Annotated in this window: 20 protein-coding genes; 10 read left to right on the forward strand and 10 right to left on the reverse strand. The window is 66.8% G+C overall.

Translation table 11 applies throughout. From position 1 onward, the window contains the following. Both B0W80_RS21185 and B0W80_RS21190 read right to left on the reverse strand, forming a co-directional pair. Positions 1-2,055, reverse strand: coding sequence for a ribonuclease catalytic domain-containing protein (locus B0W80_RS21185; protein ID WP_077001141.1), 2,055 nt, complete (start codon positions 2,053-2,055; stop codon positions 1-3). A 52-nt stretch (positions 2,056-2,107) separates the two neighbouring features. Continuing rightward, entirely contained in the window at positions 2,108-2,704 is a 597-nt protein-coding gene (locus tag B0W80_RS21190; RefSeq protein WP_077001142.1) for a YqiA/YcfP family alpha/beta fold hydrolase, read from the reverse strand. Between the two features lie 89 nt (positions 2,705-2,793). Between B0W80_RS21190 and rodA the strand changes: the two genes are divergently transcribed. The 3 genes from rodA (at position 2,794) to B0W80_RS21205 (ending at position 6,775) form a co-directional block, all read left to right on the forward strand. Beyond that, positions 2,794-3,948 carry a rod shape-determining protein RodA gene (gene rodA, locus B0W80_RS21195; RefSeq protein ID WP_077001143.1) on the forward strand — a complete coding sequence of 385 codons (1,155 nt, stop codon included), beginning with the start codon at positions 2,794-2,796 and terminating at the stop codon, positions 3,946-3,948. A 33-nt stretch (positions 3,949-3,981) separates the two neighbouring features. Further along, positions 3,982-5,442 carry a metalloprotease TldD gene (tldD, locus tag B0W80_RS21200; RefSeq protein WP_077001144.1) on the forward strand — a complete coding sequence of 487 codons (1,461 nt, stop codon included), beginning with the start codon at positions 3,982-3,984 and terminating at the stop codon, positions 5,440-5,442. 214 nt (positions 5,443-5,656) lie between these two features. Then, positions 5,657-6,775: a 3-deoxy-7-phosphoheptulonate synthase gene (locus tag B0W80_RS21205; protein ID WP_077001145.1), complete on the forward strand. Its 1,119-nt coding sequence runs from the start codon at positions 5,657-5,659 to the stop codon at positions 6,773-6,775. Between the two features lie 30 nt (positions 6,776-6,805). On the opposite strand, the gene B0W80_RS21210 is transcribed toward B0W80_RS21205, so the two are convergent. Beyond that, the gene (locus B0W80_RS21210; protein WP_077001146.1) at positions 6,806-7,306 is read right to left on the reverse strand and encodes a cupin domain-containing protein; all 501 of its coding nucleotides are present in this window, start codon (positions 7,304-7,306) and stop codon (positions 6,806-6,808) included. A 4-nt stretch (positions 7,307-7,310) separates the two neighbouring features. Next, on the reverse strand, positions 7,311-8,723 hold the full coding sequence (gene mpl / locus B0W80_RS21215) for a UDP-N-acetylmuramate:L-alanyl-gamma-D-glutamyl-meso-diaminopimelate ligase (RefSeq protein WP_077001147.1): 1,413 nt from the start codon (positions 8,721-8,723) through the stop codon (positions 7,311-7,313). 67 nt (positions 8,724-8,790) lie between these two features. Here mpl and B0W80_RS21220 point away from each other — a divergent pair, with 67 nt between their 5' ends. From B0W80_RS21220 to B0W80_RS21250, 7 genes are all read left to right on the forward strand, one after another. After that, the gene (locus B0W80_RS21220; protein WP_077001148.1) at positions 8,791-9,384 is read left to right on the forward strand and encodes a hypothetical protein; all 594 of its coding nucleotides are present in this window, start codon (positions 8,791-8,793) and stop codon (positions 9,382-9,384) included. Continuing rightward, positions 9,381-9,911 (forward strand): TlpA disulfide reductase family protein, encoded by a 531-nt coding sequence (locus B0W80_RS21225; protein ID WP_077001149.1) that lies wholly within the window; start codon positions 9,381-9,383, stop codon positions 9,909-9,911. The genes B0W80_RS21220 and B0W80_RS21225 overlap by 4 nt, the downstream gene beginning before the upstream one ends. A gap of 123 nt (positions 9,912-10,034) precedes the next feature. Next, positions 10,035-10,505 carry an acetyl-CoA carboxylase biotin carboxyl carrier protein gene (accB, locus tag B0W80_RS21230; protein WP_077001150.1) on the forward strand — a complete coding sequence of 157 codons (471 nt, stop codon included), beginning with the start codon at positions 10,035-10,037 and terminating at the stop codon, positions 10,503-10,505. A 2-nt stretch (positions 10,506-10,507) separates the two neighbouring features. Next, positions 10,508-11,857, forward strand: a complete 1,350-nt coding sequence (accC, locus tag B0W80_RS21235) for an acetyl-CoA carboxylase biotin carboxylase subunit (protein ID WP_077001151.1) — start codon at positions 10,508-10,510, stop codon at positions 11,855-11,857. A 10-nt stretch (positions 11,858-11,867) separates the two neighbouring features. Beyond that, complete coding sequence (prmA, locus tag B0W80_RS21240) at positions 11,868-12,755, forward strand: 50S ribosomal protein L11 methyltransferase (protein WP_077001152.1); 888 nt, start codon at positions 11,868-11,870, stop codon at positions 12,753-12,755. Positions 12,756-12,795: 40 nt separating this feature from the next. Next, complete coding sequence (locus B0W80_RS21245; protein ID WP_077001153.1) at positions 12,796-14,196, forward strand: DUF3426 domain-containing protein; 1,401 nt, start codon at positions 12,796-12,798, stop codon at positions 14,194-14,196. 62 nt (positions 14,197-14,258) lie between these two features. Beyond that, positions 14,259-15,164 (forward strand): carbohydrate kinase family protein, encoded by a 906-nt coding sequence (locus B0W80_RS21250; protein WP_077001154.1) that lies wholly within the window; start codon positions 14,259-14,261, stop codon positions 15,162-15,164. Between the two features lie 55 nt (positions 15,165-15,219). On the opposite strand, the gene B0W80_RS21255 is transcribed toward B0W80_RS21250, so the two are convergent. The 6 genes from B0W80_RS21255 to B0W80_RS21280 form a co-directional block, all read right to left on the reverse strand. Continuing rightward, positions 15,220-15,693, reverse strand: a complete 474-nt coding sequence (locus B0W80_RS21255; protein ID WP_077001155.1) for a histone H1-like DNA-binding protein — start codon at positions 15,691-15,693, stop codon at positions 15,220-15,222. Between the two features lie 197 nt (positions 15,694-15,890). After that, positions 15,891-17,156 carry a ribonucleotide-diphosphate reductase subunit beta gene (locus tag B0W80_RS21260; RefSeq protein ID WP_077001156.1) on the reverse strand — a complete coding sequence of 422 codons (1,266 nt, stop codon included), beginning with the start codon at positions 17,154-17,156 and terminating at the stop codon, positions 15,891-15,893. Positions 17,157-17,306: 150 nt separating this feature from the next. Then, positions 17,307-20,225 carry a ribonucleoside-diphosphate reductase subunit alpha gene (locus B0W80_RS21265; RefSeq protein ID WP_077001157.1) on the reverse strand — a complete coding sequence of 973 codons (2,919 nt, stop codon included), beginning with the start codon at positions 20,223-20,225 and terminating at the stop codon, positions 17,307-17,309. 356 nt (positions 20,226-20,581) lie between these two features. Further along, positions 20,582-21,187 carry a 1,6-anhydro-N-acetylmuramyl-L-alanine amidase AmpD gene (gene ampD, locus B0W80_RS21270; protein ID WP_077001158.1) on the reverse strand — a complete coding sequence of 202 codons (606 nt, stop codon included), beginning with the start codon at positions 21,185-21,187 and terminating at the stop codon, positions 20,582-20,584. After that, complete coding sequence (locus B0W80_RS21275; RefSeq protein WP_077001159.1) at positions 21,171-22,700, reverse strand: sigma-54 dependent transcriptional regulator; 1,530 nt, start codon at positions 22,698-22,700, stop codon at positions 21,171-21,173. Before B0W80_RS21275 ends, ampD begins: the two co-directional genes overlap by 17 nt. Positions 22,701-22,704: 4 nt before the next feature. Then, positions 22,705-24,396: a PAS domain-containing sensor histidine kinase gene (locus B0W80_RS21280; protein WP_077001160.1), complete on the reverse strand. Its 1,692-nt coding sequence runs from the start codon at positions 24,394-24,396 to the stop codon at positions 22,705-22,707. Between the last annotated feature and the right edge of the window lies 1 nt (position 24,397).

Raw genomic sequence — 24,397 nt, forward strand, 5'->3', positions numbered from 1 at the left:
TCATGCCGGCTGATTCTCCGGGGCCGCTTCGCTGTCGGCAAGGTCCACGGCGATGGCGATCGGGCCCGCGACTTCTTCTTCGTCGCCTTCTTCTTCCACGGTGGCCTCGGCAGGTGCCGCGTCGAGGCGTTCGATCACCGTGCCATGCACGTCCAGCGCGATCTCGTCGATCTCGCCCAGGCGCACGCGCACCCGCGCGCCGCGCGCCAGGCCCTGGGCGCCGGCCACGTCGAACACCAGCGGCAGGTGGTCGGCGCGGGCCAGGGCGCCGTTGGGCATGTCCTTGATGAGCGTGGCCTCGAGTTCGGTGATGCCTTGCTGCGCCAGGTGCTTGAGCGTCCAGAAGCGCTCCATGCCGGCCTGGTGCGCGTTGTAGGCGCTGTAGGCGGCATCGAAGCCCGAGAGGATGGAGAACAGGTCCGCGTCCTTGGGCTTGAAGGGCGCCGCCAGCGCGGCGGTGCGGCCGTGGCGCGCGGCTGCGATGATCTGCCACTGGTTGACCAGGTCGGTGTAGCGGCGCAGCGGCGAGGTGCTCCAGGCATAGCTCTTCACGCCCAGGCCGGCATGCGGCAGGGCCTTGGTGCCCATGCGCACCTTGATGCCGGGCGCCAGGCTGGCCTGGCTGCGGTAGAGCGCGGGCACGCCCAGCTCGGCGAGCCAGCCGCCCCAGCCGCTGTTGGCCAGGATCATTGCCTCGGACACGATGAGGTCCAGCGGCGCGCCGCGCTGGCGCGTGCTGATCTCGACCTGTTCTTCGCCGGTGGGCTCGCCCTGCACGCCGGGCAGGCGGAAGTTGTAGTCGGGCCGGTTGAAGTTCTCGGGCTTGCCGCGAACGACCTCGCGCTGCGCCTTCAAGTGCTTCGCGAGCCGGAACAGGAAGGACAGCGGTGCGCGAAGGCGGGCGGCGGCCTCGGGCGTGCCGCCGGCGTCGACCGTTGCGTCTTCGAGCCAGGGCTGCGTGATGAAGCTGTCGAGCTGGTCGTGCCGCAGGTTGGCGACGATGGGCACGCGCTCCAGTTTCGTTTCGCTGGACTTGAACGCCAGCGTCGCTTCGTCGAACTCGGTGTAGAGCGACACGGCCGGGCAGTCGCGCCCTTCCTGCAGGGTATAGGCCTCGACCATGTCGTCGGGCAGCATCGTGATCTTGTGGCCCGGCATGTAGACGGTGGACATGCGGGCTCGCGCGACCTGGTCGATGGCGCTGCCCGGCACCAGCGCCAGGCCCGGGGCGGCGATGTGCACACCCACGCGCACGGTGCCGCTGCCCAGCCCTTCGACCGACAAGGCATCGTCGATTTCGGTGGTGTGCGAATCGTCGACCGAGAAGGCCTGCACGCCGGCCAGCGGCAACTCGTCGGCGATGGCGGGTGCCTGCAGCGGCGGAAAGGCGGTGCCCTTCGGGAAGTTCTCGAAAAGGAACCGGCGCCAGTGGAATTGGTAGGGCGAGTCGATGGCGCCCGCGCGCCGCAGCAGTTCGAGGGGCGGCCGTTGGCTGGCGCGGGAGGCCTCGACCACGGCCTTGTATTCGGGCGCGTTCTTGTCGGGCTTGAAGAGGATCTTGTAGAGCTGGTCGCGCACCGGTGCCGGGCATTCGCCGGCCGCCAGCTGGGCGGCCCAATCGGCGATCTGGGCTTGCACCAGCTTTTTCTTCTCGATCGCGGCCAGCGCCTGCTGCACGATCTCGGCCGGCGCCTTCTTGAAGCGGCCCTTGCCGGCGCGGCGGAAGTAGTGCGGTGCCTCGAACAGGGCCAGCAGCGCGGCGGCTTGCTGGGGCAAGGAGGGGTTGGCCTGGAAATAATCGGCGGCCAAGTCGGCGAAGCTGAATTCGCCCTCGGACGCGAACTCCCACGCCAGGTCGAGGTCCATGCCGGCGGCGAGCGTCCGGGCCTCGTCGAGCAGTGCGGCCGGTGCCGGCTTCTCGAAGCGCAGCACGATGTTGGCGCCCTTCACCTTGACGCGCTTGCCGGAGTCGAGCTCCACCTGCGCCGACGTCTCCGCCTCGGACAGCACGCGGCCGCCCAGGTACTTTCCGGCTTCTTCGAACAAAACAAACATGGGGCGGATTCTCCCATGGGCTGCGGCGCGCACCGGCGCACCGCGAGCAGGCTCAGGCAGGGCCGACGAAGGCCATCACCTCGTCCAGATGGTGGCGGTCGAAGTCGGACAGCGCATGGTCGCCTCCCTCGAGCAGCTTGATCCGGCTGCCGGGGTAGCGGGCCGACATTTCGCGCCAGTCGAGCACTTCGTCCCCCTTGGCCACGACGGCGAACACTTGTTCCGGCCGCGTCAGGGGGCCGACGTCGAGGGTGCGCAGTTCGTCGACGAACTCGGGCCGAAAGTAGAAGTGACTCGCGGGGTCGTGCCAGAGGGTCTGGTCGCCGATGTAGCGCGTCAGGTCGCGCGCAGGGTGGACGGCCGGATTCAGCAGCACGGCGCGGCAGCGCGTCATGCCGGTGACGTAGGTGGCGTAGAAGCCACCCAGCGAGGAGCCGATCACCGCCATCGACTCTCGCGGCCACGTCGCGACGCCGCGCATGATCAGGTCGATGGCTTCCCGCGGCGAAGGCGGCAGCTGGGGGCACCACCAATGCAGCTGCGGGTGCCGCTCGGCAACGCGCGCGGCCACCTGCCGTGCCTTGGTCGATTGCGGCGAGGAGCGGAAGCCGTGGAGATACAGCAGATGGGTGGCGGGCGGGTTTTTCATGCGTTTGTTTTCAATCGCTGGCAGTCCGTTGCTGCGGCGATTGTCCTTGAAGGCCGCGCAGGGGCCCGGCGGACGGATAATCCGCGCCCATGTCAGCCGTGTTCCATCAGCCCTCGCTCGCGCGGCGCGTCGCGCCCATCTTCCAGGGATTCGATGGTTTTCTGGCCTTCGCGGTGCTGCTTCTGGCCTGCGCCGGCCTGCTCACCATGTATTCGTCGGGCTTCGACCACGGCACGCGCTTCATGGACCACGGCCGCAACATGCTGCTGGCGGGCTTCATCATGTTCGTGGTGGCGCAGGTGCCGCCGCAACGCCTGATGGCCTTCGCGGTGCCGATCTACCTGGTGGGGGTGGGCCTGCTGGTGGCGGTTCTGCTGTTCGGCATCACCAAGAAGGGCGCCACGCGCTGGATCAACGTCGGCATGGTGATCCAGCCCAGCGAGATCCTGAAGATCGCGATGCCGCTGATGCTGGCCTGGTGGTTCCAGCGCCGCGAGGGCCAATTGCGCACGCTCGATTTCGTGGTCGCGACCGTGCTGCTGGCGATTCCGGTCGGCCTGATCATGAAGCAGCCCGACCTGGGCACCTCGCTGCTGGTGCTGGCAGCGGGGTTGGCGGTGATCTTCTTCGCCGGCCTGTCCTGGAAGCTGATCGTGCCGCCGGTGATCATCGGCGCGATCGCGGTGTCGCTGATCGTGGGCTTCGAGTCGCAGCTGTGCGCCGACGGGGTCGACTGGCGCGTGCTGCACGACTATCAGAAGCAGCGCGTCTGCACGCTGCTCGACCCGACCAAGGACCCGCTGGGCAAGGGCTTTCACATCATCCAGGGGATGATCGCCATCGGATCGGGCGGGGTCGGCGGCAAGGGCTTCATGCAGGGCACCCAGACGCACCTCGAATTCATTCCCGAGCGCACCACCGACTTCATCTTCGCCGCCTACTCCGAGGAATTCGGCCTGGCCGGCAACCTGGCGCTGATCGCCGGCTTCATCTTCCTGATCTTCCGCGGCCTGGCCATCGCGCTGGATGCGCCCACCTTGTTCTCGCGCCTGCTGGCCGGGGCGGTGACCATGATCTTCTTCACCTATGCCTTCGTGAACATGGGCATGGTCAGCGGCATCCTGCCGGTGGTGGGGGTGCCGCTGCCCTTCATCAGCTACGGTGGCACGGCCATGGTGACGCTGGGGCTGGGGCTGGGCATCCTGATGTCCATCGCGCGCGCCAAGAGACTGGTGCAGAGCTGAGCGCTGCCCGGGGGGCGCGCCTAGAATCCCCCGATGATCTCCACCGAACCCACGATCCCGCGCCTCGCCACGGCGCAGCAGCTTCTTCTCACGCCATTCGGCCTGGACGAAACGCACCTGCTGCGCGCCCTGGCCGAGATCACCGCGCACAAGGTGGATGACGCCGACCTTTACTTTCAATACACCCGCAGCGAGGGCTGGAGCCTGGAAGAGGGCATCGTCAAGACCGGCAGCTTCAGCATCGACCAGGGCGTGGGCGTGCGGGCGGTCAGCGGCGAGAAGACCGCCTTCGCCTATTCGGACGATATTTCCGAGGCCTCTCTACTCGACGCCGCGCGCACCGTGCGCAGCATCTCCAGTGCCGGACGCAGTGGACGGGTGAAGGCGCCGACGCGCAAGGTCGCGACCAGCCGATCGCTCTACGAAGGCATCGACCCGATCTCGACGCTCGACAGTGCGTCCAAGGTCGAGTTGCTGGGCAAGGTCGAAAAGCTCGCGCGCTCGCGCGACCCGCGTGTGGCGCAGGTGATGGCCGGCCTCGCGAGTGAGTACGACGTGGTCTTGGTGGCCCGGGCCGATGGCACCATCGCCGCCGACGTGCGGCCGCTGGTGCGCCTGTCGGTCACGGTCATCGCCGAGCAGAACGGTCGGCGCGAAGTGGGCTCCGGCGGCGGTGGCGGACGCTTCGGGCTGGCGCATTTCGACGACGGGCGTATTGCCGAATTCGTCGACCAGGCGGTTCAGCAGGCCCTCACCAATCTGGAATCGCGTCCGGCGCCTGCCGGCGAGATGACCGTGGTCCTCGGCCCCGGCTGGCCCGGCATCCTGCTGCACGAGGCCATCGGGCACGGGCTCGAAGGCGATTTCAACCGCAAGGGATCGAGCGCCTTCTCCGGCCGAATCGGCGAGCGCGTGGCCGCCAAGGGCGTGACGGTGCTGGACGATGGCACCATCGCCGACCGCCGCGGGTCGCTCAACGTCGACGACGAAGGCAATGCGACGCAGCGCAACGTGCTCATCGAGGACGGCATCCTCAAGGGCTACATCCAGGATGCGCTCAATGCCCGCCTGATGAAGGTCAAGCCGACCGGCAACGGCCGCCGCGAGAGCTACGCCCACGTGCCGATGCCGCGCATGACCAACACCTACATGCTGGGCGGCGACAAGGAGCCGGCCGAGATCGTGGCCAGCATCAAGAAGGGCCTGTACGCCACCAACTTCGGCGGTGGCCAGGTCGACATCACGAGCGGCAAGTTCGTGTTCTCCGCCAGCGAGGCCTACTGGGTGGAGAACGGCAAGATCCAGTACCCGGTGAAGGGAGCGACGCTGGTGGGCAACGGGCCCGATGCACTCACGCGCGTCACCATGATCGGCAACGACATGTCGCTCGATTCGGGCGTGGGCACCTGCGGCAAGGAAGGCCAGAGCGTGCCGGTGGGCGTCGGCCAGCCGACGCTGCGCATCGACGGCCTGACGGTCGGCGGCACGGCCTGAGGCCTTCGCGCAACAGTTTTTTCAGCGCCCTGTGCTACATTCGCGCCCTATGTCGCGCTTCGCGTTTTTCTTTTCGTACTTTTGGTTCCCGGACTCCGGCGGACGAGAGGCGAGCGCGTAAAGCACCCGAACACCCCTCCCAAACCGCCGGCGGCCACAGCCCCCGGCGGTTTTTTTATGTCCCGATGAACTGATTCACTGAAGGAAAAAAGCGATGAGCACGAGCCATGCACCCACCAGCGAGAACTGGTATGCGAGCGTCGAGAAAACCAGCCGAACCGACGACGAACGCATCAAGGACATCACCGTGCTCCCGCCTCCCGAACACCTGATCCGCTTCTTCCCCATACGGGGCACGCCGGTGGAGACGCTGATCACCGGAACCCGCCGCAGCATCCACAACATCATGGCGGGCAAGGATGACCGGTTGCTGGTGATCATGGGGCCTTGCTCCATTCACGACCCGATTGCCGCGCTCGAGTACGCACGCCGCCTGAAGGTCGAGCGCGACAAGTACGCCGACACGCTCGAGATCGTGATGCGCGTGTATTTCGAGAAGCCGCGCACCACGGTCGGCTGGAAGGGGCTGATCAACGACCCGTACCTCGACGAAAGCTACCGCATCGACGAAGGCCTGCGCATCGCGCGCCAGTTGCTGATCGAGATCAACCGCATGGGCTTGCCGGCCGGCAGCGAATTTCTCGACGTGATTTCGCCCCAGTACATCGGTGACCTGATCTCCTGGGGCGCGATCGGCGCGCGCACCACCGAAAGCCAAGTGCACCGCGAACTGGCCTCGGGCCTGTCGGCGCCCATCGGCTTCAAGAACGGAACCGACGGCAACATCCGCATCGCCACCGACGCCATCCAGGCGGCGGCGCGTGGGCACCATTTCCTGTCGGTCCACAAGAACGGCCAGGTCGCGATCGTGCAGACCAACGGCAACAGGGACTGCCACGTGATCCTGCGCGGCGGCAAGGCGCCGAACTACGACGCCGACAGCGTGGCTGCCGCCTGCAAGGACCTGGAAGCCGCCAAGCTGCCGCCGACGCTGATGGTCGACTGCAGCCATGCCAACAGCAGCAAGCAGCACCAGCGGCAGATCGACGTGGCGAAGGACATCGCCGGGCAGATCGCGCACGGCGGACGCAGCATCTTCGGCCTGATGGTCGAGAGCCACCTGCAGCCCGGCGCCCAGAAGTTCAGCCCCGGCAAGGATCAGGTCTCGAACCTCGAATACGGCAAGAGCATCACCGACGCCTGCCTGGGCTGGGACGATTCGACGCAGGTGTTGTCGGTGCTCTCGCAGGCCGTGAAAGCGCGCCGGGGTTGAGGCGCGGCTCGCCCGCCGTCGTCGGCTGGATCAGATCAGCTCGGCCAGGGTGGGCCAGTGGTGGCGCAGCAGCGCGGCCTCTTCGCCCTCGGGGTGCATGAATGAAAAATCGCTGAAGTCGAAGCCGGGGCCGACGGTGCAGTGGACCAAGGTGTAGTCGGCGCCGTCGGGCAGCAACAGCGGCTTCGCGGCCTGCCAGCGGCCCGCTTGCACGGTGTGTTGCGGATGTGTGCCATGCACGTCGACCGGCCCCAGCCGGACGTGCGCAGGCGGCGTGCGCAGCGCTGCATCGCTGGTCCACAGCGACAGCGGAGCGCCCTCGAGGTGGACCCAGACTTCGTCGGACAGCACGCGGTGCCAGCGCGAATACTGGCCGGCCTCGAGCAGGAAATAGATGGTGGTGAGCGCTTGACGTGTCGGCCGCCCATCGGACGGCGCCACCTGTGCGGTGGAGCGGAACAGCTCGCGGAACCAGCCGCCCTCGGGATGGGGCGTCAGCTGCAGGGTCTCGATGAGCTGCCGCGCGCGCATGGGCCTATTCTGCCGCGCCCGTCTTGCCCAGGGCCGAAAGAAGTTTTTCGTGCACCCCGCCGAAGCCGCCGTTGCTCATGCACACGATGTGGTCGCCGGGGCGGGCCGCCGCGACGATCTTCGCGACGAGGGGATCGATCGCGTCGGCCACGGAGGCCCGTACGCCCATGGGCGCGAGCGCGGCAGCGGCGTCCCAGTCCAGTCCGCCGCTGTGGCAGAAGGCGAGGTCGGCCTGCTCCAGGCTCCACGGCAGCTGCGCGGCCATCGTGCCCAGCTTCATCGTGTTGCTGCGGGGCTCGAAGGCGGCCAGGATGCGATCGCGCTCGTGCCCACTCCCGTCGAGCTTCTTGCGCAGGCCCTCCAGCGTGGTGCGGATCGCGGTGGGATGGTGTGCGAAGTCGTCGTAGACGGTGAGCTTGCCGGCCACCCGCTCGACCGTGCCGCGCAGTTCCATGCGCCGGCGCACGTTGCGGAAGCTTCCCAGGGCCGCTGCTGCCTCGGCCGGCGCCACGCCCACGTGTTCGGCCGCGGCGATCGCAGCGAGCGCGTTCATCTGGTTGTGCAGCCCCGACAGCCCCCATTCGACGCGGCCGGCCACCCGGCCCTGCCGCAGCACGTCGAAGACGTCGTGCGAGCCGCGCGCCTGCCATTCGCCGCCGACGCCGAAGCGGGACAATTCGCTCCAGCAGCCGCGGGCCAGCACGCGCTGCATGCTGTCCTCGGTGGCGTTCACCACCACGCGGCCGCTGGACGGCACGGTGCGCACCAGGTGATGGAATTGCCGCTCGATCGACGCCAGGTCGTCGAAGATGTCGGCGTGGTCGAATTCCAGGTTGTTGAGCACCGCGGTGCGTGGCCGGTAGTGCACGAACTTGCTGCGCTTGTCGAAGAAGGCCGTGTCGTATTCGTCGGCCTCGATCACGAAAAGCTTCTGTGATCCGCTGCCCAGGCGAGCCGAAACGCCGAAGTCCAAGGGCACGCCGCCCACCAGGAAGCCCGGAGCCCGGTCTGCGCGCTCGAGAATCCAGGCCAGCATCGATGTGGTGGTCGTCTTGCCGTGCGTGCCGGCCACGGCCAGCACGTGGCGGCCCTGCAGCACCTGCTCGGCCAGCCACTGGGGGCCGCTGGTGTAGTCGGCACCGGCGTCGAGGATCGCTTCCATCAACGGAAACTTGGGGCTGCCATCGGCGAGCCGGGCCCGTGACACGACGTTGCCGATCACGAAGACGTCGGGTTGCAGGGCCATCTGGTCGGCGCCATACCCTTCGATCAGCTCGATGCCGAGCGCGCGCAGCTGGTCGCTCATCGGCGGATAGACACCGGCATCGCAGCCCGTGACCCGATGGCCGGCCTCGCGCGCCAGGGCGGCCACGCCACCCATGAAGGTCCCGCAGATGCCGAGGATGTGAATGTGCATCGGTCGATTCTAGGGATGCGCGCAGGCCGATCCACTGGACGCGTCCTCCTTTGGGCACAATGGCCCGATGGACGCGCCCAAGCAGGAAATCGCAGCCGCCGCCGCCCGCCTCATCGTCGAGGAGGGGCTGGAGTACGGCCCGGCCAAGCGCCGCGCGCTGCGCGACCTCGGCCTGCCGGCGCGTACCGCGCTGCCGCACAACGACGAGGTCGAGCACGAGGTCCGCGACTACATCCAGCTCTTCTGCGCCGACACCCAGCCCAAGGAACTGCATGCGCTACGCGTGCTGGCCCTCGAATGGATGGAGCACATGGCGCAGTTTCGGCCGCACATCGGCGGCGCCGTGTGGCACGGCACGGCGACCCGGCTGTCGGACATCTACATCCAGCTGTTCTGCGACGACTCGAAATCGGCGGAGATCACGCTGATCGACCATCACGTGGACTACGAGCCGCGCATGGTCACCGGCTTTCATGGGGAGCAGGTGGAGGCGCTCAGCGTCCATGCCGCGAGCCGTGCGCTCGGGGAGGAAATCGGGGTGCACTTGCTGGTTTACGACCTGGACGACCTGCGCGGCGCCCTCAAGCCCGATTCGCAGGGCCGTGTCCCGCGGGGCAATCTGGCAGCGCTTCGGCGGTTGATCGAAAAGGACACGACATGACACCGACGCCGACGCGACGCAATTGGCTTGTTGGAGGGGTGGCCGCCGCCGCCGCGGTCGCCGGCCTGGGTGGCGCTTTGTGGCAAACGCGCAGCGATGCCGCCGGCACCAAGCTGGGAAGCGATTTTTGGGATCAGCGCTTCGACCGGCCCGAAGGCGGCGAACTGGTTTTCACGCAATTGCGCGGCAAGCCGCTGCTCGTCAATTTCTGGGCAACCTGGTGCCCGCCCTGCGTCGAAGAGATGCCGATGATCGATGCATTCTTCCGTGAAAATTCGGCCAACGGCTGGCAAGTGGTTGGATTGGCAATCGATCAGCCGACTTCCGTGCGTAAGTTTCTGGCCAAGACGCCCGTAAACTATCCGATCGGCCTCGCCGGCCTGCAAGGCACCGAGATGGTGAAAAACCTCGGCAACACCGCCGGAGGACTGCCTTTCAGCCTCGTTGTCGACGCGGGTGGCGCGGTTGTCGCGCGTAAAATGGGCAAGATCGAGCCCGCCGACCTCCAGACATGGCGGCGGAATTAGTTCACAGCTAGAATGCCGATCCCCAATCGGTGTAGTTGACCGCGAAACGCCGCAGTACGCCGATGTTCAGGCCAAATGTCCTGAATTAGTCCTCATTGCCGGCCATGCCGGAGCTGGAGTCCCATGGATCTGCGCAAGCTCAAGACACTGATCGACCTGGTGTCCGAATCGAATATTTCCGAGCTGGAAATCACTGAAACCGAAGGCAAGGTCCGCATCGTGAAGGGTGGGATCGCCGCACCGGTTCAGTACGTGCAGACACTTCCCGCGCCTGCGCCGGCTGTTGGTGCCGCGCCCGCTGCTGGCCAAGCGGCCGCTCCGGTCGCCGCTGCGGCGCCTGCCACCGAAACCGCGCCGTCCGGGCACGTGGTCAAGTCGCCGATGGTCGGCACCTTCTACCGCTCGTCCAGCCCCGGTGCACCTGCCTTCGTCGAAGTCGGCAGCCAAGTGAAGGAAGGCGACACCATCTGCATCATCGAGGCGATGAAGATCCTCAATGAAATCGAGGCCGACAAGTCCGGCACCGTTACCCAGATCCTCGGCGAAAACGGCCAGGCGGTCGAATACGGCCAGCCGCTGTTCATCATCGAGTGACCATGTTCAAGAAGATACTGGTCGCGAACCGGGGGGAGATCGCGCTTCGCATCCAGCGCGCCTGCAGCGAGCTGGGCATCAAGGCGGTGATGGTGTATTCCGAAGCCGACCGCGAAGCCAAGTACGTGAAGCTCGCTGAAGAGGCGGTGTGCATCGGCCCGGCGCCGTCGGCGCAGAGCTACCTGAACATGCCGGCGATCATCTCGGCAGCCGAGGTGACGGATTCCGAGGCCATTCACCCGGGCTACGGATTCTTGAGCGAGAACGCCAATTTCGCCGAACGCGTCGAACAAAGCGGCTTCCAGTTCATCGGGCCGACGCCCGAGTCCATCCGCATCATGGGCGACAAGGTCTCGGCCAAGCAGGCCATGATCAAGGCGGGCGTGCCCTGCGTGCCCGGCTCCGAGGGCGAGCTCTCGGACGACCCCGCCATCAACAAGCGAATCGCGCGCGCCATCGGCTACCCCGTCATCATCAAGGCGTCGGGCGGCGGCGGCGGGCGCGGCATGCGTGTGGTCCACACCGAAGCCGCATTGATCAATGCGATCCAGATGACCAAGGCGGAGGCCGGTGCGGCCTTCAACAATCCCTCGGTCTACATGGAGAAATTCCTCCAGAACCCGCGCCACATCGAGATCCAGGTGCTGGCCGACAAGCACAAGAACGCGGTGTACCTGGGTGAGCGCGATTGCTCCATGCAGCGCCGCCACCAGAAGGTGATCGAGGAGTCGCCCGCGCCGGGCATTCCGCGCAAGCTGATCGAGAAGATCGGCGAGCGCTGCGCAGCCGCCTGCAAGAAGATCGGCTACCGCGGCGCCGGCACCTTCGAGTTTCTGTACGAGAACGGCGAGTTCTACTTCATCGAGATGAACACGCGCGTGCAGGTCGAGCACCCGGTCACCGAATTCACGACGGGCATCGACATCGTGAAGACGCAGATCATGGTCGCCGCCGGCGAGCGCCTGCCTTTCACGCAGCGCCAGATCGAGATGCGCGGCCATGCGATCGAGTGCCGCATCAATGCGGAAGACCCGTTCAAGTTCACGCCGTCGCCAGGCCGCATCTCGATGTGGCATCCGCCGGGCGGGCCGGGTGTGCGGGTCGATTCCCACGTCTACACCAACTACTTCGTGCCGCCCAACTACGACTCGATGGTCGGCAAGATCATCGTGCATGGCGACACCCGCGAGCAGGCGCTCGCGCGCATGCGCACGGCATTGAACGAGACGGTCATCGAAGGCATCCTGACCAACATCCCGCTGCACCGCGAGCTGATGGTCGACGCCAATTTCATGAACGGCGGCACCAACATCCACTACCTCGAAGAGTGGCTCGCGGCGCACAAGCGTTGAGCGGTCGCTGATGTTCGAACTGCGCCTGCTGGCCCCCGAGGACCGCGTCGAGACCGTCAGCGACGCGCTCGAGGCGCTCGACGCGTTGAGTGTCTCGGTCGAAGACGCCGACGCGCAGACCGATGCCGAACAGGCGCTCTTCGGCGAGCCCGGCATGCCGCCGCCCAAGGAGGGCTGGCAGCGTTCGCGTGTCATTGCCTTGTTCGCCGACGAGGCGCAGGCGCGCGAGGCGGCCACCGTGCTCGCGGCGCAGGACTTCTTCGAAGGCTGCACGACGCTCGGCCTGGTCGACGTGCCCGAGCAGGACTGGGTGCGCCTCACGCAGTCGCAGTTCGCGCCGGTCGAGATCACGCCCGAGTTCTGGATCGTGCCGACCTGGCACGAGCCGCCGGCTGCCGCGCTGCAGGTGATCCGGCTCGACCCGGGGCTGGCGTTCGGCACCGGTACGCATCCGACCACCCGCATGTGCCTGCGCTGGATCGCCACGCAAGGGCGCATCGACGGCGCCCGCGTGCTGGACTACGGGTGCGGGTCGGGCATCCTGGCGATCGGCGCCGCCAAATTCGGCGCGTCGACGATCGATGCGGTCGACATCGACGAAGCCGCGGTCGACGCCACGCGGCTCAACGCCGAGGCAAATGGCGTTCAGCTTCGCGCCGGCCTCAGCGACCTGGCCCAAGGGCGCTACGAGGTCGTGCTCGCGAACATCCTCGCGACGCCGCTCAAGGTGCTGGCGCCGCTGCTTTGCGAGCACGTGGCGCCCGGTGGCGCACTGGTGCTGGCCGGCATCCTCGAACGCCAGGCCGACGAGCTGAAGATGGCGTATGCGCCCTACGCGGCGCTCGAGGTCAGCGACGCCGAGGACGGCTGGATCCTCATGACCGCTCGCCTCTCGTAACTCCTTTCGCCTGGGGTCGCAACCCTACAATCTGCGCCTCATGAGCCTGGTCACCCGCTGCCCCGCCTGTGGCACCACCTTCAAGGTGGTCCGCGACCAGCTTCGCATCTCCGATGGCTGGGTGCGATGCGGCCGCTGCAGCGAGGTCTTCGATGCGACGCTCGCGTTGCATGAAGCCTCCGAGGGGCGCCCGGAGCCGGAGGCGCAATCGCAGGCGCAATCGGAGCCAGAGCAGAGGCTGCAACCGGAAGCGGAACGGGAGCCAGAAGCGCAACCGGAACCGGAGCCGCAGGGGGAACCGACGCGGGTGCGAGGCGAAGAAATCGAAGCGGATTTCGTCGACGACGAGCATCTAGCCGACCCGCCGGTCGTCGAGTCGCCACCAGCGCCCGAGCCCGCACCTTCGCCTTCACCCGTGCTCGCGCCTCTGGGACTGCCCGCGACCGCGACCGTAGGTTCATCGGCAGCACCTGCACCTGCTGCGCCCACACCTGCGCCTACCGCTGCGGCAGCGACGCTCGACCCGATGTCTCTGGCCCGCATCCTGACCGAAGAGCCGTGGCCGGTGTCGGCGGAGGAAGTGAAGCCGTACGTGCCGCCGTACCGCACCTTGCCCCCCTTTCCGGACATCGACCTGAACTTGCCGGCCTCGCCGCCCATCGGCCGCTCGGTGGCGCGTTGGTCGTCCTCCCAGCCGCTGCGCGAGTCTTCTGCGCCGACGGCGTCCGCCAAGGCGACAGACGGTGAAGAAGTCGCCGACGTGCAATTGAAGAAGGCGCTGCGGCGCGCACGCGCGAAGTCCGCGAAGATCGCCAAGGCCAAGGCCCGCGGCGAAGAGCGCGCCGCACGCGAATCCGCCCCCGTGGTGCTGACCGCCGCCGAGTCGGACGCCGATGCCGATTCGCCGCACCATGTGCCGGCCTTCGCCGCCAACGACGGCGCGGCGGACTTCTGGCAGCGCATCGGTGGACGCCGCACGTTGACTACCGTGGCCGTGCTGGCCGGACTCCTGTTGGTGATGCAGGTGCTGCGCCAGCAACGCGACGTCGTCCTGGCGCGCCAGCCTTCGCTGCGCCCCGTGCTCACGGCCTTGTGCGGGCTCACGGGCTGCGAGCTGTCGGCGCTGCGGCAAATCGGCGACATCACGATCGACGGCGCCTCGTTCGCGCGCGAGAAGAGCGGCGATGCTTATCGCTTGAGCTTCACCCTGCGCAATGCGGCAACCGTGCCGTTGGCGATGCCGGCCGTCGAACTGTCGCTGCTCGACACGCAGGAACGCACCGTGGTGCGGCGCGTGCTCACACCGGCCGACTTCGGCGCGCCTGAAGTGCTGCTGGCACGTGGCCAGCGCGCCACCTCGCTGCCGCTCGCGCTCAGCGGCCCCGAGGCCGCGGCCCTGCCGCCGGTGGCTGGCTTTCATCTGCTGGCGTTCTATCCCTGACGAGAGCCGACCACGTTCGACTTTCGGCTTCTCCTTTCTTCAATCCAACCCGTACTTCCAACATGGCAGCAGTAATTTGCGGTTCTCTCGCATTCGACACCATCATGACGTTCGAGGGCCGGTTCGCCGATCAGATCCTGCCGGACCAGCTTCACATCCTCAACGTGTCCTTCCTGGTGCCTGGCCTGCGTCGTGATTTCGGTGGTTGTGCCGGCAACATCGCCTACAGCCTCAACGCACTGGGCGGCAGGGCACTGCCGATGGCCACTGTCGGCAGCGACGGCGCCGACTACCTGGAGCGGCTGCGTTCGCTGGGCATCAGCACGGAGTTCGTGCGCCAGGTCGGCGACACCTTCACCGCGCAGGCCATGATCATGAACGACCGCGACAACAACCAGATCACTGCCTTCCATCCCGGCGCGATGCAGCAGGCGCACATCACGAAGGTGACGGCGCGTGACGACATCCGGCTCGGCATCGTTGCGCCCGATGGGCGCGAGGGCATGCTGCAGCACGCCGAGCAGTTCAAGGCCGCGCGCATTCCATTCGTCTTCGACCCGGGCCAGGGTCTGCCGATGTTCGACGGCGAGGAGCTCAAGCATTTCGTGGAGCTGGCCGACTGGGTGGTTGTCAACGACTACGAAGGCAAGATGCTGTCGCAGCGCACGGGTTGGAGCCTGGCCGAGTTGTCGAAGCGCGTGCAAGGCTTGGTCGTCACGCTGGCGGCAGAGGGCTGCGAGGTGTGGACGCAGGGCGAGCGCGAGCACGTGCCGGCCGTCAAGCCGACCGCCGTCGTCGAGCCGACGGGTTGCGGCGATGCATGGCGTGGCGCGCTGCTGTACGGCCTCGAGCAGGGCTGGCCCCTCGCACGCTGCGCTGCGTTGGGCAACCGCCTGGGCGCGCTCAAGATCGCGCAACGCGGCCCGCAGAACTACCAGGTCGATCGTCAGGCACTGGGCCTCGCATAAAGAAAAAAGCCCGGCACTTGCGTGCCGGGCTTTTGCCTTTGGAGCGCTGAGAAACTCAGGGCTTGCTGGCCGTGGGGAACGGCCAGGCAGCCTGGGGATTCAGCGTCGTCTGGGCAGCAGGCGCAGGGGCAGCGGCAGCGGGTGCCTTGGCGGCCTTTTTGGCAGCAGGCTTCTTCGCTGCTTTCTTGGCGGCGGGCTTCTTTGCCGCAGCCTTCTTCGCAGGCGCCTTTTTCGCAGGGGCCTTCTTGGCAGCGGCCTTCTTCGCCGGCGCCTTCTTCGCTGCCGCCTTCTTGGCAGGAGCCTTCTTCGCTGCGGCCTTCTTCGCCGGCGCCTTCTTGGCCGCTACCTTCTTGGCGGGAGCCTTCTTCGCTGCGGCCTTCTTGGCCGGCGCCTTCTTGGCCGCTACCTTCTTGGCAGGAGCCTTTTTCGCTGCGACCTTTTTAGCCGGAGCCTTCTTGGCAGCGACCTTCTTGGCCGGAGCCTTCTTTGCAGCGGCTTTCTTGGCCGGCGCTTTCTTTGCAGTTGCCATTTCTCTTTTCTCCTGATTCAAGTTGAAAAATCAACCTTCGAAGCACTCCACGCATGTTGGTAGCGTGAAGCGATTCATGACGTTGGATTCGAGCCCCAGCGCCATGAACACCCGCGCTCTCAACGCCGCCGCACTCTTCGGTGCATGTCGTCGGTGAAAGCTATTCTTGAACTCACTGTATTTTTTATCGGAACAATTCAATCCCAGGAGAGCGCACCGCCCGATTGATACTCGATCACGCGGGTCTCGAAGAAGTTGCGCTCCTTCTTCAGGTCAATCATCTCGCTCATCCACGGGAAAGGATTCTCCTCGTTCGGGAAGAGCGTTTCGAGGCCGATCTGCTGCGCGCGCCGATTGGCGATGTAGCGCAGGTAGCCCTTGAACATGGAGGCATTCATGCCGAGCACGCCGCGCGGCATGGTGTCTTCGGCGTAGCGGTACTCGAGTTCGACGGCCTTCAGGAAGAGGGCCTTGATCTCCGCCTTGAACTCGGCCGTCCAGAGGTGCGGGTTCTCGAGCTTGAGCTGGTTGATCAGGTCGATGCCGAAATTGCAGTGCATCGACTCGTCGCGCAGGATGTACTGGTACTGCTCGGCAGCGCCGGTCATCTTGTTCTGGCGGCCCAGCGCCAGGATCTGCGTGAAGCCGACGTAGAAGAACAGACCCTCCATCAGGCAGGCGAAGACGATCAGCGACTTGAGCAGCGTCTGGTCGTTCTCGTGCGTGCCGGTGTGGAAGTTCGGGTCGCTGATGGCGTCGATGAACGGAATCAGGAACTGGTCCTTCTCGCGGATCGACGGCACTTCGTTGTAGGCGTTGAAGATCTCGCTCTCGTCCAGGCCCAGCGACTCGACGATGTACTGGTAGGCGTGGGTGTGGATCGCTTCTTCGAATGCCTGGCGCAACAGGAACTGGCGGCATTCGGGCGCCGTGATGTGGCGGTAGGTGCCCAGCACGATGTTGTTCGCGGCCAGAGAGTCGGCCGTCACGAAGAAGCCGAGGTTGCGCTTGACGATGCGGCGCTCGTCTTCGGTCAGGCCGTTCGGGTCTTTCCAGAGCGCGATGTCGCGCGTCATGTTCACTTCCTGCGGCATCCAGTGGTTGGCGCAGGTGGCCAGGTACTTCTCCCAGGCCCACTTGTACTTGAAGGGGACCAACTGGTTGACGTCGGTCTGGCCGTTGATGATGCGCTTGTCGGCGGCCTTCACGCGGCGCGCTGCAGCGGTCGCGGGCGCGGCTTGCGGTGCGCGCAGGGCGGCGCCGTCATCGAGCGTGCGGGCCGACGGTTGCGAAATCGGAGAGAGCGGAGAGAGGGTGTTGGCGACTGCGGAGAGTGCAGGCGCGAATTGCGAAGTCGGATGTTCCACCGAGCGGCCGGCTTGCGCGCCGCTGTTTGGTGAATGCCGGAGTCCTTGTTGCGTACTTGGCAAGGAGGGCTTGACTTCTTCGTCCCAGGTCAACATAGAAAAATCCAATGCTCAAATTATGTGAGCAACGATGTGAGTTGCAAAGTGCTCCTTCACATCGCGCTCTATTTATGTTGCCGTTATGTTGTTCGCGTGCATCGCCATCTGTCGGGCGATGCCGCGAATCGATGCGACTTCAGACCGACATCACTGGCACGCTTCGCACGTCGGATCGTCGACGCCGCAGAACGCGATGTCGGTTGCGGGCATCGCGTTGAGCTGTGCCTTCGCAGCGGCAGCCGCTGCGTCGAGCGCGCTCATGCCGGACGACGACTCGCCGCCCGCACCCGACGACACCGCGTTGAGCCGGCCCGATTGCACGGTCGACTTCTCCGCATGCGTCGCGCTCTGCGTGCGCAGGTAGTAAGTGGTCTTCAGGCCGCGCAGCCACGCGAGCTTGTAGGTGTCGTCGAGCTTCTTGCCCGATGCGCCCGCCATGTAGATGTTGAGCGACTGCGCCTGGTCGATCCACTTCTGGCGCCGCGCAGCGGCTTCCACGAGCCACGTGGTCTCGACTTCGAAGGCGGTGGCGTAGAGCGCTTTCACGTCCTGCGGCACGCGGTCGATCGGGCGCAGCGAGCCGTCGAAGTGCTTGAGGTCCATCACCATCACGTCGTCCCACAGGCCCAGGCGCTTGAGGTCGCGCACCAGGTAATGGTTGATGACGGTGAACTCGCCGGAGAGGTTGGACTTGACCGAGAGGTTGCCGAAGCAGGGCTCGATCGAGGCGTCCACGCCGATGATGTTCGAGATGGTGGCGGTCGGCGCGATGGCGACGCAGTTGGAGTTGCGCATGCCGTCGGCCTTGATCTTCTGGCGCAGGGCGTCCCAGTCGAGCGTGGCCGAGCGGTCCACTTCGACGTAGCCGCCGCGTGCGCGCTCCAGCAGGTCGAGCGTGTCGGGCGGCAGCACGCCCTTGTCCCACAGCGAGCCCTTGTAGCTCGAGTACTTGCCGCGCTCGCGCGCCAGCTCGGTCGAGGCCCAGTAGGCGTGGTAGCAGATGGCTTCCATCGACTCGTCGGCGAATTGCACGGCTTCGTGCGAGGCGTAGGGAACGCGCAGTTCGTACAGCGCGTCCTGGAAGCCCATCACGCCCAGGCCGACCGGGCGGTGGCGCAGGTTGGAGTCACGCGCCTTCTTGACCGCGTAGTAGTTGATGTCGATCACGTTGTCGAGCATGCGCATCGCGGTGGAGACGGTGCGCTTGAGCTTCTCCTGGTCGACCTTGCCGTCCTTCAGGTGCTGCAGCAGGTTGACCGAGCCCAGGTTGCAGACGGCCGTTTCGCTGTCGCTGGTGTTGAGCGTGATCTCGGTGCACAGGTTCGACGAATGGACCACGCCGGCATGCTGCTGGGGCGAGCGCACGTTGCAGGCGTCCTTGAACGTGATCCACGGATGCCCGGTCTCGAACAGCATCGTGAGCATCTTGCGCCACAGGTCGGAGGCCGGCAGCGTCTTGCTGGGCTTGATGTCGCCACGCGCGGCCTTCTCTTCGTACGCCACGTAGGCGGCTTCGAAGTCGGCGCCGAACAGGTCATGCAGGTCCGGCACGCTCGAGGGCGAGAACAAGGTCCAGTTGCCCTTTTCCATCACGCGGCGCATGAACAGGTCGGGGATCCAGTTGGCCGTGTTCATGTCGTGGGTGCGGCGGCGGTCGTCGCCGGTGTTCTTGCGCAGCTCCAGGAATTCCTCGATGTCCAGGTGCCAGCTCTCCAGGTAGGTGCAGACCGCGCCCTTGCGCTTGCCGCCCTGGTTCACCGCGACGGCGGTGTCGTTCACCACCTTGAGGAAGGGCACGACGCCCTGCGATTCGCCGTTGGTGCCCTTGATGTGGCTGCCCAGCGCACGCACGCGGGTCCAGTCGTTGCCCAGGCCGCCGGCGAACTTCGACAGCAGGGCGTTTTCCTTGATCGACTCGTAGATGCCGTCCAGGTCGTCCGGCACGGTGGTCAGGTAGCAGCTGGACAGCTGCGAGCGAAGCGTGCCGCTGTTGAACAGCGTCGGGGTGCTGGACATGAAGTCGAACGAGGACAGCACCTCGTAGAACTCGACGGCGCGCGCTTCGCGGTCGATCTCGTTGAGCGACAGGCCCATGGCCACGCGCATGAAGAACGCCTGCGGCAGCTCGATGCGCGACTTGCGCACGTGCAGGAAGTAGCGGTCGTACAGGGTCTGCAGGCCCAGGTAGTCGAACTGCAGGTCGCGCTCGGGCTTGAGCGCGGCGCCCAGGCGGGCCAGGTCGAACTGAAGCAGCCGCTCATCGAGCAGTTCGTTGTCCACGCCCTTCTTGATGAACTGCGGGAAGTAATCGGCATACACGCCGGCGCGCTCGGCGGACGGCACTTCGCGGCCGATGATCTCCTTGAAGATCGTGTGCAGCAGCAGGCGCGCGGTGGCGAACGTGTAGTCGGGGTCTTTCTCGATGAGCGTGCGCGCGGCCAGGATGGACGCTTTGTAGACCTCGTCGAGCGGCACGCCGTCGTACAGGTTGCGCATGGTCTCGGCCACGATCGGGCCGGCGGTGATGCTGTCGCCCAGGCCCGCGCAGGCGGATTCGATCAAGCCCTTGAGCTCGTTCAGGTCGAGCGCGACGCGTTCGCCGCGGTCCAGCACGTGCAGGGTGGACACCGCGATCGGTGCATCCTGCTCGCCCTGGCGCAGGCGCTCCTGCGCGCGGCGTTCGCGGTACAGCACGTAGGCACGCGCGATTTCGTGGTGGCCGCCGCGCATCAGGCCGAGCTCGACCTGGTCTTGCACGTCCTCGATGTGGAAGGTGCCGCCGCCCGGGCGCGAGCGCTGCATCGCGCGCACGACGGCCTGGGTCAGCGTGTCGACCGTCTCGCGCACGCTGGCGGAGGCCGCGCCCTGGGTGCCGTGCACCGCGAGGAAGGCCTTCATCATCGCGATCGCGATCTTGTTGGGCTCGAAGGGGACGACCGCGCCGTTGCGGCGGATGATCTGGTAGTTGGCGAGTGCACTTCCAGCAGGCGAGCCGGCTTTGTCGTGCTGCGTCGTAGAGGAGGGTACGGCGCGAGGCGTGGCGGGTTGGTTCAGGGCAGTTTGCATTCGGTCCTCGGTTGGCAATTCTTGTTGGGGGCGGCGCCGCACTGGCCGGTTGCTCGGCGTGAGGCGCGCGGCAGGGCACACTATATCTGGGGTCCAAATGGGCTACAACCCACTAGATGTAGTGTTTTCCTTGTAGTTCAATGCACCTACATCCCCGTCGCCGCCCACGCGCGATGGTGAGCGGCATGCCGTGCCGCGTGGCTGTTGAACCACCTTAACGCGTGCCGCTGTTCATGCGCCCTGCGAGCGCTTTTGGGCCTGAAAGCCGCATGGTTGCTAGGCAGCATCGCTGCGGGAAACAATTGCGCGCGACCGTCGCGCGCTTGCATCGCGACCGGAGCAGCGATTGAAAAAATTCAGCGTTGCACTACGGCATCGGGAAACATCGCGCGGTCCCACCCCGTTTGCGATTGCAGCAAGGGCCAGTCGAAGCCGCTGCCCGGGTCTTCCTTGCGGCCTGGCGCGATGTGTTCGTGGCCGGCGATGAAGGCGATCGGGTAGTGCTGCGCGATCGCGGGGCAGAGGCTCGCCAGCGTCTCGTACTGCGGCGCTTCGAAACCCTCGCCTTCCAGCCCTTCGAGTTCGATGCCGATCGAGTCGTCGTTGCAGTTGGTGCGCCCACGCCACGACGACGCGCCGGCATGCCAGGCCCGGTCGTCGCAGCTCACGAACTGCCAGAGTTCGCCATTGCGACGCACGAAAAAATGCGCCGAGACCTCGAGCCCGCGTATGCGCTCGAAGTACGGGTCGGCATCCCAGTCGAGCCGGTTCGTGAAGAGCTGCTGCACTTCGTCGCCGCCGTAGCGGCCGGGCGGCAGGCTGATCGAATGCAGCACGATCAGGTCGACATGCGCACCGACCGGCCGTGGTCCGAAATTCGGCGAGTGGAGAGCGCGTGCGAAGCGGTACCAGCCGGCCTGCCAGAGGCCGTCGCCGCCGCTGCGCTCACTCGTCGGCGCCATTGCCATGGTTGTCGTCCCCGCCCGGCGTCGCGATGCCCAGGCGTGCGATGCGATAGCGGATCTGCCGCAGGCTGAGCCCCAGCCGCGCCGCGGCCGCGGTGCGATTGAAGCCGCTTTCGCGCAGCGCTCGCACCAGGATCTCGCGCTCCTGCTGATCGAGGTAGCTCTGCAGGTCGCTGGGCACGGCCAACGATGCATAGACCGGAGGCAACGGGGCCGGCGATTCCGCTGCCGACTGTGCGCCTGGAAGCGCGGCTTCTGGTGCGGGGTCCGCCGGCTGCAGCGCCGCGGGCGCGCCGGCGATGTCGAGGTGCAGCACGTCGCCATCGCTCAGTGCCACCGCGCGATGCAACAGGTTTTCGAGTTCGCGTACGTTGCCGTGCAAGGGATGCTGCGACAGCCGGTGCAGCACCTCGGCAGACAGCGCCGGCGCCGGCATCGCGGCGTCGCGCGCGATGCGGGTCAGCAGCGCTTCGCTGAGGGCGGGCAGGTCTTCGCGGCGTTCGCGCAGCGCCGGCACCGCGATCTCGATGACGTTGAGCCGGTAGAACAGGTCTTGCCGGAACCGCCCCGCCTGCACTTCGGCATGCAGGTCCTTGTGGGTGGCGCTCACGATGCGCACGTCGACCGCGTCTTCCTGGGTCGAGCCGATCGGCCGCACGCTGCGCTCCTGGATGGCACGCAGCAGCTTGGACTGCATGGCCAGCGGCAGGTCGCCGATCTCGTCGAGGAACAGGGTGCCGTCGCGCGCGGCCTGGAAGTAGCCGTCGCGGTCTTGCGCGGAGCCGGTGTAAGAGCCCTTCCGTGCGCCGAAGAACTCGGCCTCGAGCAGGTTCTCGGGAATCGCGCCGCAATTGACGGCGATGAAAGGCCCGTCGCTGCGCTGGCTGCAGGCATGCACCGCGCGTGCGACCAGTTCCTTGCCGGTGCCGGACTCGCCGCGCACCAGCACCGGCGCCATGCCGCGCGCGACCTTGGCGATGCGCGCCTTCACCAGGCGCATCGGCTCGGAGCTGCCGACCAGCCGTTCGAGCGCGGCCTGGCCGGCGTCGCTCGGCGCGGCGACCGTCGCCTTGCTGGCGCTGTCCTCGACCGGTCGCACCGCGCGTGCCGGTGCCACGGATTGCGCCTGCACGGCCGATGCGACCACGCTTCGGAACTGCTTCAGGTCCACCGGCTTGGTCAGGTAGTCGAAGGCGCCGGCTTTCAGCGCCTCGACCGCGTTCTCGGCCGAGCCGTAGGCGGTCATGACGACGCAGCGCTCGCTGCGCTGTTCCTGCTGTATGCGCTGCAGGATCTCCAGGCCCAGCCCGTCGGGCAGGCGCATGTCGGTGATCACGGCGTCGAAGCGGCCGGCATCGAGGTGCCGGCGCGCCTCCAACACGCTGCCCGCCGCTTCGACGCGGTAGCCTTCGCGCAGCAGCGTGAGTTCGTACAGCGTGCGCAGGTCGGGCTCGTCGTCGACGACCAGGATCTGGACGGTGCGCGGTGCGGACGGATGAGAACTGCTCACGGCGCTATTGTGTCAGCCCACTTTCGCCGGACAGGAAGGCGATCGCGAACTCGTTGCCCTCGGGCTCGCCCGCGCCCAGCGAGCGGCGCTCGTAGTTGATGGTGGCGCCATGGCGTTCGCACAGCTCGCGGCACAGGAAGAGCCCGAGCCCGCTGGAGCGGCTTTCCGACGAAAAGAAGGGCTCGAAAAGATGGCGCTGAACGGCCGGTTCGAGCGGCGCGCCATCGCTCCACACGTGCAGGCCGGCGCCGCCGTAGGCGTTCAGCCGCGTCGTCACCTGGATCGAGCCCTCGCGCGATCCGGCATAGCGCGCGGCGTTGTCCAGCAGGTTCACCAGGATGCGGCGCAGGTGCTCGATGTCGAAACGCACCGCGCTGCCCCCGGCCGCAAGCACCAGCTGAACGCCCTGACGCTGCGACTGCTGCACCCATTCCTCGGCCAGCATGCGCACGGCCGGATCGAGCACCAGCTGTTCGCCCAGCGGCAGCACCCGCTGCTGGCGGGCGCGTGCCACGTCGAGCACGTCGTCGACGATGCGCGCCAGGCGCTGGGCGTTCTGCTGCACCATGCCCGTGAGCTGGCGGTGGGCCGGATCGACCAGGTCTTCGGCCAGAAGAGCGCTGGCCTGCGCGATCGCCGCCAGCGGGTTTCGGATCTCGTGCGCCACGGCCGCCGACATGCGGCCCATGGCGGCCAGCTTTTCGGTGCGGATTCGCGCTTCGAGTTCGCGCAGGTCCTGCAGGAACATCACGCACAGGCTGTCGATGCCGAGCTCCTCGGCGCGCGTGAGGCGCGTGCGCACACGAACCTCGCGCGGCGAGCCCTGCGCCTGTGCGATGGGCAGTTCGCGTGCCTGCGACGTGCGGCGCGCAAAGGTGTTGCGTGCGATCGTCGCCAGCGGTGCCCAGGCCGGATACGCACCCAGCGTGAAGGGCAACGCGAGCTGCGCGAGGCCCTGGCCGAGGATGGTGTCCGCGGCCGGGTTGGACGCATGCACTTGGCCCTGCGAGTCGATCACCAGCACGCCTTCGCTGAGCGTCTCGATCACCAGGTCGTTGACCAGTGCGTGCATCTGCGCGGCGCTGCGGTTGGTTTCTGCCAGCGCCTCCTCGCGCATCAGGCGGCGAGAAAGCTCGTGCGCCAGCAGTGCGACCACGAACAGACCGGTGCCGGTGAGCGCGCCCTGGACGAAGCGTGCCGAGGCGTCGGACTGGTCGAACAGCCAGAACCAGCCGGCATGTGCGAGCAGGAGCAGCGCGACCATCGCCGTCGTGCCCATGCCCACCGTGCCGGTGCCGAGCACCGCACCCATCAGCACCGGCAGCGCGAAGAGCGGTGTGTAGTTGATGCTGCCCGCCTGCAGCAACTGAAGGGCGCTGAAGACCACGAGATCGATGCCGACCGTGACCAGCCAGGCCGAGCCGAAGCGGCGGATCGGCGGCCGGAACGTCGCGAAGCGCGCCGTCAACATCGTGGCCAGCAGGTACGCACCCGTGATCAGAACGATGGCCGGCCGGGGCGGCTGCCCGAGCGCATAGATCACGCCTTGAAGCAGCAGCAGCACGAGTGCGACGAAGCTGCGCGCGGTCATGAATCCGCGCCAGAGCCGCTGCAGGGCCGAACTGTCGCCGCGGACCTGGTCGAGCGGCGCCCAATCGGTCGCCGGCTCGGCACGCGACCAGAGGAGCGGCGTCATC

Origin of the sequence: Variovorax sp. KK3 (genome assembly GCF_001984055.1) — a bacterium.
GTDB lineage: Bacteria > Pseudomonadota > Gammaproteobacteria > Burkholderiales > Burkholderiaceae_C > Variovorax.